This window comes from Bacillus sp. RC252 (assembly GCF_044909215.1).
In the GTDB taxonomy this organism is placed as follows: domain Bacteria; phylum Bacillota; class Bacilli; order Bacillales; family Bacillaceae_G; genus Bacillus_A; species Bacillus_A mycoides.
Genome location: NZ_JBIYDV010000002.1, coordinates 319872 through 331894, shown reverse-complemented (window position 1 = coordinate 331894; position 12023 = coordinate 319872). Strand labels below are relative to the sequence as shown.

The following is a 12023-nucleotide window of genomic DNA, read 5'->3' as shown; positions in this document are numbered from 1 at the left end:
AGGACAGGAATTCCTGTCCTTTTTGTTTTATTGATTAAAGTGAAATATCTTTCTGCTCCGTCTTCTGATATTTTAATAAGTTAAAGGATAAACAAGCAGAACATAAAATAAGAAAAGCGGCGATAATATAAATAGTACGAACGCCGAACATATCAGTAATAATTCCAACGCTAAGCATAGAAAGACCAGAAGCTGTCGAGAGAAGTGCACCATGAGCTGTATACATCTTCGATAATAAAGAAGGAGTGACGCTTGATTGTAAAACCGTCGTTTGAGAAATATCTCTAATTTGATAACATGGTCCCATTAGAACACAAAGAAATAGAGCAATAAATCCGCTACTTGTCATACCATATAAAAATGTAAGAATACTAAACATAAGAGAGCCTATCGCCATGGAGCGTATTAAATTTTTTTGAATATATGTACTCATTTTCCACGCTAATATCCCGCCAATTAATGTGCCGACGTAATAACTTGTGTTAATATATCCCCACCAATCTTCGCCTTTATGAAGAACAGTCGTTACATATGCCATCGTAATAGCACCGATCCATATCGTCCCTGCGAAAGTTTCAATTAAGTCCATAATTGTAACGATGCGCAGAGACGGGTGTTGAAATAACAGTTTCCATCCTTCTAATAATGCAGTAGTTTTCGAAGAAGTGGGTTCTGCTACTCGTTCAGCTTGTATAGATTGTAATGAAAGGTGTAATGTAATACATCCGAAAATCATCAATATGTTATTAATCATGAGTGTCGAAGTAACGCCAATGAGAAGAACAATTATGCTTGTAAATGAGTATGCAGCGGCTTGTATAATTTGTGTTGAAAAGGAAAAGACACTATTTACTTTTACTAATTTTTCTTGTGGTGTTAAGCGCGGGATAACGGCGTATAGTAGAGGAGCGCTCCAGCCACTACATAATGAAATGAAAATAACAAAAGTTAAAAGAGCAGAAATGTTTGTTGATAGTATAGGAAATAATATCATTAACAATATTAAAAGAGCTGTTTTAATCCATTGTAGAGTATATAGCAATGAATAAGATGGAAACCGATTCATTATAAGTGGTGCAGAGGTGTTCGCGATAAGATTTGTGATAACCTGTAATAATGGAAAAAGAGCAGTAATTGTAGCTGATCTAGTTGTGATATAGATGTGAGTTGTAATAATCATTATGTATACAATGTCAGCGAGAGTAATGCATATTTTGGAGCCCAAATAGTAAGTTAGTGAACGTTTAGGCAATAAGAATACCACCTTTCAAATCAATACTGCTTTTAATTTTAATTATTATAATCTGTAAGTTATATTTTTGAAAGAATTAAATTTTTTGTCATTTTTTGAAAGGGATTTTCGTGTATAATGAAGAATATATTAATATAGCATTTTATTAATGCTTGTTGTAACAGCGAATACATATAATAGCTTGTAGCAAACGCCCCCTCTATGAGAAAGGGCGGATAAACCATTCTTTTCTTCATATACATATAGAAAATGAGAAAGAAAGTGAGGGTTGCATATGGCTGGATGGATGATTTGGTTTATAATAGCGGGTATTTTATTTATTGCAGAAATGTTGTCGATTACGTTTTACATGCTTTGGCTTGGAATTGGAGCTGTTGTCGGAGGTCTTATTGCTTTGTTTGCTCCTGATGCACTATTTTTACAAGTTGTTGTTGGGGCGATTGTAAGTTTAACATTGACTTTCTTTACGAAAAGAATTTCTAAAAACTTTCGAGAAGCAAAAGGTTTTACTGATACAGTAGATAAACTTGTTGGTAAAAAGGGAATTGTTATGCAAACGATTACAAGCGAAGTGAACGGTATTGTGAAAGTGGATGGAGATACTTGGACAGCTATTTCGGATACTCCTATTGATGCTGGAGAAAAAGTCGTTGTTATACAGAGGCATAGTACTATTTTACAAGTGAAAAAGGAGAGTGAATAAATATGGCAGTAGCATTAACGTTAACGATTATTTTCGCATTGATTGTCGTTGTATTTATTGCATTGACAATTAAAATTATTTCTCAGCAAAAAGTTGGGGTCGTTGAAAGGTTTGGTAAATTTCAACGGATTATGCACCCAGGATTAAATATTCTAATCCCAATTGTAGACCGCGTTCGTGTATATCACGATTTACGTATTCAACAAACGAATGTACCACCACAAAAGGTAATAACGAAAGATAATGTACAAGTAGAAATTGATACAATTATTTTCTATCAAATTGTTGAACCAGAGCTTGCGACATATGGTATTTCAAACTATGAATATGGTGTTCGTAATATTACATCTGCAACAATGCGTCAAATTATTGGTAAAATGGAGCTTGATGAAACATTATCAGGTCGTGAAAAAATTTCAACAGAAATTCGTTTAGCACTTGATGAAGCGACAGAAAAATGGGGCGTTCGTATTGAGCGTGTCGAAATAGTCGATATTAATCCACCAAAAGATGTGCAAGTATCAATGGAAAAACAAATGAAAGCAGAACGTAATAAACGTGCGATCATTTTAGAAGCTGAAGCAGCGAAACAAGATAAAGTCCTTCGTGCTGAAGGGGAAAAACAAAGTAAAATTTTAATGGCTGAAGGGGATAAAGAAGCACGTATTCGTGAAGCGGAAGGTATACGAGAAGCGAAAGAATTAGAAGCGCAAGGGGAAGCAAGAGCGATTGAGGAAATTGCAAAAGCAGAACAAAATCGAATTGAGTTACTTCGTGCAGCAGATTTAGATGAGCGCGTACTTGCTTATAAATCATTTGAATCATTGATTGAGGTTGCAAAAGGACCAGCGAATAAAGTCTTTATTCCGTCTAATGCAATTGAAACACTTGGTACTCTTGGGGCGATTGGGGAAATCTTTAAAGAGAAACAAACGAAGAAATTACCTTCGTCAGATACAGAAAAAGAACAATAAGAGTGAGGAAGAGAAATGGGATGCCATTTCTCTTTTTTTTTTTGCGTATATTACGAAAGGCTTGTACATATCCATGTATAAAGAAGGTGATACAGTGAAGAAGTATGCAACCCGTATACATGGGAAGAAACTAATCTCGTTACTCTTTCTATATGCACTAGTCATAATTATTATTGCGTCGATTTTGACGTCGCTTTTACATACAATGAAATCGAATTACGCGAATCAATGGTTTGGAAAAGTATCGATGCAAGGTTTTGTTCAAATGATAGAAAGTGAGAATCGCTATTACGGATTTGATTATTTTAAGCAGAATAAAAGGGAGTCATTTGGAAATTTAATGTTCTCGATTGCGACGGATTTGAAAATTAAAGATTTAAGAACGTTTGTCGGTAAAGAAGTGCCTGGTATGTCAAAGTATTACTCTAACATTATCGTAGCTGGGGAAGGGACAAACTTTACGAATATCCCAAATGAATCTAGTGTACCGATTGAAGAAGTAACGAAAGAGCGAGAAGTAGCAAAAGATAAAGTTACAGAAGCTGAAAAGAATAATCCGGTTCAGAAAAAGAACGGAGCGAAAAAAGGTGAAAGTGCAGTATATATTTATCATACACATAGCTGGGAATCTTTCTTTCCGTTATTACCAGGGGCTACCGATCCATCAAGTCCAGATGTAAATGTGTCCTTACTAGGGAAACGTATGAAAGAACAACTTGAAGGACAAGGAATTCCGGTAGTTCATGATAAAACGAATATGGGGGATTTATTAGCGAGTAAAAAATGGAAATGGCCGCAATCATATAAAGCGTCTCATGAATATGTAAAAGAAACATTAGCACAAAATAATAAAATTGCGTTTCCGATTGATATACACCGTGATGATCAGCGGAAGAAGGTAACAACAAAAGTAATTAACGGGAAATCGTATGCAAGATTATATTTTATAATTGGGATGGAAAATGAAGGGCGTGCTGAAAATGAAAAAATTGCAAGAGCAATCAATAGTTATTTAGATGAAAACTATTACGGATTAAGCAGAGGAATCTTTCCAAAGTATAAAAAAGATGGAAATGGCGTTTATAATCAAGATTTATCTAAAAATGCGATGTTAATTGAAGTTGGTGGTGTTGATAATACATTAGATGAATTATATAACACAATTGATGTGTTGACGGAAGCGTTTAGTAAATATTATTGGAACGATGCGGAGAAAGTGAATGGGTGAGGAACGGGAAACCGTTCCTTTTTGTTATGGAAAGGTAAGAATGTGATATAATGGAATCTTGTGAATATTAAATGAGGAAGTAGGGGAAATATGCAAATAATATTAATACGCCACGGTGAATCAGAAGCTGATATTTTAAATGTACATGAAGGGCGAGCTGACTTTGAATTAACAGAAAAGGGAAGACAGCAAGTGCAAAGACTTGTACAGAAAGTGAAAGCAGATTTCCCGCCAGATTTCATTTGGGCAAGCACATTAAAACGTGCCCGCGAAACTGGTGAAACATTAGCAGGAGGAATTGGGTGCCCAATTCAACTAGAAGAAGAATTAATGGAGTTTAATAATGGGGTACAAGCAGGGCTATCATTTGAAGAAGCGAAAAAATATCCAGAGCCAAAATTTCTTCATGATCGTTTTGAAAACGGGGAATCATTTATTGAATTTAGAATGAGAATAGAAGGGATTTTTTCTAAAATCGTGACAGAGAATACATATGACCGAATTGCAATTGTTGCACACGGTGGTGTAATAAATAGTATTTTACGAGCGTTTTTCCAAATGCCAATTAGCATGGACTATTATTTTAAAATTGGAGATACGGGAATTAGTTTGATTGAACTTACGGATAAACAGAAAACTATTCATTTTATAAATGATACAAATCATTTAGAGGGAATGTAAGAGGATATGTACAAAGTTGTATTTTTCGATGTGGATGGTACTCTTTTAAGTGAGATTGATAGAAGTATGCATGAAAGCACAAAAGAAGCGATACAAAGGTTAATAGATAAAGAAATTCACGTAGTTGTTACAACCGGGAGACCATATAGCTTATGTTCACAATTTAAAGAGCTGGGCATAAACACGTTTATTTCTGCGAATGGTGCACATATAAAATGTAGGGAAGAAGTTATACATAAATCGGTACTTTCAAGTGAAATTGTTCATGATATTTCAAATTTCGCTGAATTACATGGTCATAGTGTTTCTTATTTTACAGAAGAATTTGCTATGAATGGTGTTGCCTCGAAAGATGAACGTGTAATACGAGCACTAAACGAAACGTTAAATTTAGAGCAGTATCCTGACAAAGTCAGAAACTTGTTAGAAGAGGTTTATTGTGTATGTCTGTATGCTGATGAATCAGAAACTCAAAAATTTTTGAAAAGATATCCAATGCTTACGTTTGAACGTTTTCATGGTTACGTTATGAATGTGTTGGAAGATAATAAAGTATCGAAACTAACTGCAATTCAAAAGGTATTGGAACATCTGAAAATTTGTAAATCAGAAGCAATTGCTTTTGGTGACGGTGGAAATGATATTGAGATGTTACAGTATGTAGGACTAGGAATTGCGATGGAGAATGGTGGAGAAGAGTTAAAAACAAGAGCAGATTTCGTTACAAAGAAGGCGAGTGAAGGTGGTATTTTATTTGCCTTAAAAAAGTTTAATGTCGTCTAATATACCTTTATTGAAATAAAGGTATGTTAGGATCTTTAATATGCTCACATAATAAAATATGAATTTGCCCGCGATGATGATAAAAATGTGCAACGATTTCAAGCAACCATTCGAATCGAGAGTAAGAAATACCCCAATAAGCAGTCATAATTTCCGCTAATTCTTCATTGGAACAGGATAAAAAAGTTTTAGAAAGTAAATCGTACCCTTGTATCATCGTTTGCTGTATTTGAGTAATTGTTTCTGATGTTTGTTCTATATAAAAGGTATGTAAGTCTTTTTCCGTAATACCATTTAATATGAGTAAATCAGCATGGAAAATAAGGGAAAGATGTGTGCACATTTCAAATAATGACCGCTTTGATTCAATCGGCTTTATTTTCAAATCACTTTCAGTATATTGGTTCAGTATTTGAATGGAAGTATCGATAGCAATTTTAACTTGATTCAATGCAGATGGAACAAACATTGTAATTATTCTCACCTCCGTATATAATAGTTTCTTAAGGGTATTATATCATGCTCAAAATTCCGAAAATTCTAGTAGTTTGACTAGCATAGTGAAAAGTATTATATTGTAAAAGGTCATATGAAACGTGAAATAGAATGGAATGTAATTATTGAGTTAGGAGTTAGACCAATGAGCTTGAAATATGGAAGAGATACAATTGTTGAAGTTGACTTAAATGCGGTAAAACATAATGTAAAAGAATTTAAAAAACGTGTGAATGATGAAAATATTGCAATGATGGCTGCTGTAAAAGCGAATGGGTATGGTCATGGGGCAGTTGAAGTTGCGAAATCGGCTATTGAAGCAGGAATAAACCAACTTGCAGTTGCATTTGTAGATGAAGCAATTGAATTAAGAGAAGCTGGAATCACTGTACCTATTTTAATTTTAGGATATACACCAGTAGCAGCTGTAGAAGATGTAATTCAATATGACGTTATGATGACTGTTTATAGAGTAGAAGATTTACAAGGTATAGATGAAGTTGCAAACCATCTTCAAAAGAAAGTGCGAATTCATGTGAAAATTGATACAGGAATGAGCCGTATTGGTTTACAGGAAGAAGAAGTTAAACCGTTTTTTGAAGAGTTAAAACGTATGCGATATGTAGAAGTAGTAGGGATGTTTACACATTACTCTACCGCTGATGAAATAGATAAAACTTATACAAATATGCAAACAAGTTTGTTTGAGAAAGCTGTAAATACAGCGGAAGAATTAGGAATTCATTTTCCATATATTCATAGTTCAAACAGTGCAGGATCAATGGAACTTAGTAACACATTTCAAAATATGGTTCGTGTTGGTATTGGAATTTACGGTATGTATCCTTCAAGAGAAGTGGATCATACAGTTGCTTCCTTACAGCCAGCGTTGTCTTTAAAATCAAAAGTAGCTCATGTTAAACATGCGAAGAAAAATCGTGGTGTTAGCTATGGGAATACTTATGTAACAACGGGCGAAGAATGGATTGCAACTGTACCGATTGGTTATGCTGATGGTTATAATCGTCAGCTATCTAATAAAGGGCATGCACTAATAAACGGAGTACGAGTACCTGTAATTGGCCGTGTTTGTATGGATCAGCTTATGCTAGATGTTACAAATGCAATGCCAGTACAAGTAGGAGACGAAGTTGTATTCTACGGCAAACAAGGTGAAGAAGAGATTGCGGTGGAAGAAATAGCAGATATGTTAGGTACAATTAATTATGAAGTTACATGCATGTTGGATAGAAGAATTCCACGTGTTTATAAAAAAAATGATGAAACGACTGCGGTTGTAAATATATTAAGAAAAAAATAAGAAAAAACTGAATCGATATGATTCAGTTTTTTTATTTTTGACAAATGAAAAATGTTCTATTTATACCGTGTAGTTGTATATTGTTACATCCTACAGATTTTAAAGAGGTAATAATTTCGTCTCTAAAATAACATGCTTCCTCGATAGAAAAGTCACTCCTATTCCAACAATCTATAATAATCATACTTTGTCATAATTTCAAAACCACATTGTGTATATAGTTTTAAAGCATTGTTATTTTTCGTTTCGACGTCTAGTTCAATTGTTGAAACTCCTTCTGTAATAAGTGTATGTACCATATAACTAAGAATATCTTTACCATATCCTTTACCTTGATAAGATGGATGAACGGCGAATCCTGATAGTGTAGTAGATTGCTCTTGCTCAGTAACTGTAATCGTTCCTATCACTTTTTCATCGATAAGAGCACTGTAAACTTGATGGGAAGATGAATTCATCATCTTTTGTAACCATGTGGATGTATTTGCTGCCGAATCTCCAAAAGCTTCACTAGCGATTTCTATAAGATCAGGAAGTAATTCAGAAGATGCAACGGTAAGATTAATATTATTTTTCATTGTTTTTTGTGCTTCGTTTGTTTTGAACGCCATACCGTATTCACTGTATAAATAAGGAAGGTTCATTTGTTTTGCAAATGATTTCCCTGAAATAGAGTCACCATTAATTATAAGAAGGGCTTCATCTGCCTCTCTTTTTTGTATTTCTTTCATTGCGGTTTGTAAAAGAGTAGTGCCTATATGTTGTTTCCTATAGTTCGGATGAACAAACCCTATTAACTCCAGTTTTGTCGGTCTTTCAAAGTCATACATACTTAATGCACCAATTAATTGAGTACCATCATAAAATATAAAATCATTTATCTTTTCTTTATTACGGGCAGTTAAAAAATTGACATGTAAATCTGACGAGTAATCAATTTGATCGTGTTGTCCGCAAATATGAGATAAATCTTTCATTTGCTGAATTTCGTTTGCTGTTAAAGATTTCTTTTGTTCAATATTCATTTCATAATCCCTCGCAATCGGTTTTAAAAATAAGATGGGTGACGTAACCACTTTTCTAACTCCACACTACCTTGAACAGATAATAAGCGATATAAATAACGATAAGGCTGTCTACATTGATCAAGACGAGGAATGGGCATAATGGTCTCATAACCTCGTTTAAAAGCACGAGCCTCTTTTTCTGTAAATACATATTCTAAGCCGATAAAATCAAACTCTCGAGGAGCAACTGCATAGGCTTCTGTATCTACTAAACCCGTAATAGTTGTACCATCTGATAAAAACTGAGTAGGATCCATATCAATTAAAACGAGTGTAGATTCCTTTGGTGCAAGCAAGGAAGATAGCTGTGATTCAAAAGTATGAAATGCGTTATGGATGCTCGCGTTATCGGAATAGAACCCATTTACAAGATCTTTACTGACTTTTAATATGTGAGACTTAAATTCTGCTAGTGGAATGTGGAAAGTACTTGATGGGTTTCCTATAAACTTTGCTTGAAACGAATGAATTTCTGCTAGTCCTTTTCCAAGGCTGAATAAAATAGAATCAGGTTGTCCGAAAAATGATTGCAGCGTATTTCCGGTTAGTTTTTCGACGATTACATATTCTCGCTCATTTAAAACATGTTTTTGCAAAATAGTCGGGATGGGCAAGGTAGTATGCTTTTTCAATAATGCGTGTATTGTTTCTAAATGATGTACATGCCTTGGATCAATTCCAAAAAGGTTTTTACATCCCCGCCAAAAATCATTGTTGGGCTCTTCAGTCATTTTTGAGGAACGAACAATAACTTCTTCAGTTTCTGTTTTAACAAGAAACACGTCGCTTGCATGGTCTTCATAGCCCGGATGTAGTGCTTGAACAGATATAATAGGTGAAATGAATAGTTGTTGTAGCATGAAAGGACTCCTTATTCTGTAAATTCTATAAATTTATTATATAACAGAATATGTACCAAGTGGATAATGATGGGGACAACATAGAACTTAAATAAATTTATGGTGAGAAATCAGTGTGAAAATTATATTTTTCTAGTTTTGTATGAATTATCAAAATAATGTTTCTGATGATAAATCTGAAAAATGCCTGAATGTAAATCCCGTATTTTTCAATAAATGAAAGGTTAAGTCTACTTTTATAAGAGTTATAATGTAGGTTATGAAAAATATTTCTCAATAATAAAATGAAGAGAAAAATATGAAGAAGTAGAATAGATTACTTAATAGTTTTAAATTAATTAATATGATTAACTATTGATTATATTAGATAGGAGAGAATATTATGGCAAATGTACTCGTAATAAATTTCCCTGGAGAAGGTCATATAAATCCGACTTTAGCTATTGTAAGTGAGCTAATTCGGCGAGGGGAAACAGTTGTTTCGTATTGTATTGAAGATTATAGAAAGAAGATTGAAGCAACAGGTGCAGAATTCCGAGTGTTTGAGAATTTCCTCTCTCAAATTAATATTATGGAACGAGTAAATGAAGGTGGGAGTCCTTTGACGATGCTATCTCATATGATTGAAGCATCAGAGCGTATTGTTACTCAAATTGTAGAAGAAACAAAAGGGGAAAAGTACGATTACTTGATATACGATAATCATTTTCCAGTAGGACGTATTATAGCGAATGTTTTAAAATTACCTAGCGTTTCTTCTTGTACAACGTTTGCTTTTAATCAGTACATTACTTTTAATGATGAACAAGAATCGAGACAAGTAGATGAAACTAATCCATTATATCAATCTTGTTTAGCGGGAATGGAAAAATGGAATAGGCAGTATGGAATGAAATGTATTAATATGTATGATATTATGAATCATCCTGGTGATATTACTATTGTATATACTTCAAAGGAATATCAGCCGCGTTCAGATGTATTCGATGAATCGTATAAGTTTGTCGGTCCATCAATTGCTACGCGTAAAGAAGTAGGGCGCTTTCCTATGGAAGATTTAAAAGATAAAAAATTGATTTTCATTTCTATGGGAACAGTTTTTAATGAACAACCTGAGCTATATGAAAAATGTTTTGAAGCGTTTAAAGATGTAGAAGCGACAGTCATATTAGTTGTTGGTAAGAAGATAAATATAAGTCAATTTAAAAACATTCCGAATAACTTTAAGTTGTTTAATTATGTGCCGCAATTAGAAGTATTACAGCATGCTGATGTATTCGTGACACACGGTGGTATGAATAGTTCAAGTGAAGCACTATATTACGGTGTCCCATTAGTTGTAATTCCGGTAACAGGAGATCAGCCTTTAGTTGCGAAGCGAGTGAGTGAAGTAGGAGCTGGAATAAGGCTTAATCGTAAAGAATTAACTTCTGAATCGTTACGTGAAGCTGTAGAGAAAGTAACGTATGATGTAACGTTTAAGGAAAATAGTCGTAGAGTTGGAGAGTCACTTCGAAATGCTGGTGGGTATAATAGGGCAGTTGATGAAATATTAAAAATGAAAATGAATTCGTACTCAAAACTTAAATAAATGTTTGGAGCACACTTACTGTAATATGTAAGTGTGTTTCTATAAATAAATTACATAAAAAATCACTGTAAAGGTGAAACTTTTGTGTATATAAACTCATATCTTTGAATTAGTAGTAAAATTACGTTAAAATAATACTAAGAAAATACATAAGTTTTGGGGGTAATGAATGAAAAAATTATTCGAATACGTATTATTAACAATTGGATCCATTATTGTAGCGGGCTCACTAGAACTTATTTTAGCGCCTAATGGCCTAGTAGACGGTGGGGTAACTGCGATTGCTATTATGGCAAATAAAGTTGCTGGATTACCGCTTTATGGAGTATTTTTAGGACTTAATATCCCAATTTTACTATTTACTGCAAAAGTAATGGGTAAGAAGTTCTTTATCCGTACGTCTTATGCAAATGTTGTTACAACACTCGGATTGATTTATTTAAAACCATTTCCAGCAATTACAACTTCGGAATTATTAATTGTACTTTATGGAGGAGTTCTATTTGGTGTTGGTGTTGGGATTGTTGTAAAAATGGGCGGAGCAATTGACGGATCAGAAATGTTAGCGGTTTGGATGAATAAGTATTTTAAAGTACCAATTAGTACATTTTTACTTGCTGTAAATGCGGTTATTTTTGTATTTGTTGCTATTTTATTTTCAATTGAGCAAGCGATGTTTTCATTAGCAATTTTCTATATTGTTACGAAAATGATTGATTTCATATTAGACGGTATTAATCAAGGGAAGAGCGTCATGATTATTTCGAATAAAAATAAAGAAATTGGCGAACTGCTTATGAAAGAATTGCAACTGTCTGTTACGTATCTACATGGAGAAGGTGGTTTTTTAGGAGAGCACCAGAGAATTATTTATTGTATTACAAACCGTTTCATTTATCCAAAAATGAAAGATCTCGTTCTCTCTGTAGATCCAAGTGCTATAATTGAAGCTTCTTATTCAACAGAAACAACTGGTGTAAAGCGTCCAGGAAGGACTGCTCGATCAGGAGACGTATCAGAAAAATAGTGTGTAAAATAACTCCACATAAGTATAACTTATGTGGAGTT

At 33.9% G+C, this 12023-nt stretch carries 12 protein-coding genes and 1 pseudogene; 8 read left to right on the top strand and 5 right to left on the bottom strand.

Annotation, left to right across the window (positions count from 1 at the left end; genetic code table 11):
- Window positions 1–34 precede the first annotated feature (34 nt).
- Window positions 35–1252, bottom strand: a complete 1218-nt coding sequence (locus tag ABH960_RS04695; RefSeq protein WP_002168568.1) for an MFS transporter — start codon at window positions 1250–1252, stop codon at window positions 35–37.
- A gap of 274 nt (window positions 1253–1526) precedes the next feature.
- Here ABH960_RS04695 and ABH960_RS04690 point away from each other — a divergent pair, with 274 nt between their 5' ends.
- From ABH960_RS04690 to ABH960_RS04670, 5 genes are all read left to right on the top strand, one after another.
- Window positions 1527–1955 carry an NfeD family protein gene (locus tag ABH960_RS04690; RefSeq protein ID WP_404443164.1) on the top strand — a complete coding sequence of 143 codons (429 nt, stop codon included), beginning with the start codon at window positions 1527–1529 and terminating at the stop codon, window positions 1953–1955.
- A 2-nt stretch (window positions 1956–1957) separates the two neighbouring features.
- Window positions 1958–2929 carry an SPFH domain-containing protein gene (locus tag ABH960_RS04685; protein ID WP_002012471.1) on the top strand — a complete coding sequence of 324 codons (972 nt, stop codon included), beginning with the start codon at window positions 1958–1960 and terminating at the stop codon, window positions 2927–2929.
- 73 nt (window positions 2930–3002) lie between these two features.
- Window positions 3003–4157, top strand: coding sequence for a stage II sporulation protein P (gene spoIIP, locus ABH960_RS04680; protein ID WP_033713453.1), 1155 nt, complete (start codon window positions 3003–3005; stop codon window positions 4155–4157).
- A gap of 90 nt (window positions 4158–4247) precedes the next feature.
- Complete coding sequence (locus ABH960_RS04675) at window positions 4248–4838, top strand: histidine phosphatase family protein (protein ID WP_404443160.1); 591 nt, start codon at window positions 4248–4250, stop codon at window positions 4836–4838.
- 6 nt (window positions 4839–4844) lie between these two features.
- Window positions 4845–5621 carry a Cof-type HAD-IIB family hydrolase gene (locus ABH960_RS04670; RefSeq protein ID WP_404443157.1) on the top strand — a complete coding sequence of 259 codons (777 nt, stop codon included), beginning with the start codon at window positions 4845–4847 and terminating at the stop codon, window positions 5619–5621.
- A gap of 7 nt (window positions 5622–5628) precedes the next feature.
- Here the strand turns inward: ABH960_RS04670 and ABH960_RS04665 are convergent, their stop codons facing one another.
- Entirely contained in the window at window positions 5629–6090 is a 462-nt protein-coding gene (locus ABH960_RS04665) for a DinB family protein (protein WP_404443154.1), read from the bottom strand.
- A gap of 171 nt (window positions 6091–6261) precedes the next feature.
- On the opposite strand from ABH960_RS04665, the gene alr reads away from it, so the two are divergent.
- A complete protein-coding gene (gene alr, locus ABH960_RS04660; RefSeq protein WP_002127023.1) occupies window positions 6262–7437 on the top strand; it encodes an alanine racemase in 1176 nt (391 codons plus the stop codon).
- A gap of 31 nt (window positions 7438–7468) precedes the next feature.
- Here alr and ABH960_RS04655 read toward each other — a convergent pair.
- The 3 genes and pseudogenes from ABH960_RS04655 to ABH960_RS04645 form a co-directional block, all read right to left on the bottom strand.
- Window positions 7469–7603 (bottom strand): annotated as a pseudogene (locus tag ABH960_RS04655) (class I SAM-dependent methyltransferase); the annotation flags it as partial.
- Window positions 7596–8462, bottom strand: coding sequence for a GNAT family N-acetyltransferase (locus ABH960_RS04650; RefSeq protein WP_404443343.1), 867 nt, complete (start codon window positions 8460–8462; stop codon window positions 7596–7598). The gene ABH960_RS04650 and the pseudogene ABH960_RS04655, both read right to left, overlap by 8 nt.
- 23 nt (window positions 8463–8485) lie before the next feature.
- Window positions 8486–9364 (bottom strand): phosphotransferase, encoded by an 879-nt coding sequence (locus tag ABH960_RS04645; protein ID WP_404443151.1) that lies wholly within the window; start codon window positions 9362–9364, stop codon window positions 8486–8488.
- 382 nt (window positions 9365–9746) lie between these two features.
- On the opposite strand from ABH960_RS04645, the gene ABH960_RS04640 reads away from it, so the two are divergent.
- Window positions 9747–10955, top strand: coding sequence for a macrolide family glycosyltransferase (locus tag ABH960_RS04640; protein WP_404443148.1), 1209 nt, complete (start codon window positions 9747–9749; stop codon window positions 10953–10955).
- A 169-nt stretch (window positions 10956–11124) separates the two neighbouring features.
- A complete protein-coding gene (locus tag ABH960_RS04635) occupies window positions 11125–11982 on the top strand; it encodes a YitT family protein (protein WP_404443145.1) in 858 nt (285 codons plus the stop codon).
- Window positions 11983–12023 lie beyond the last annotated feature (41 nt).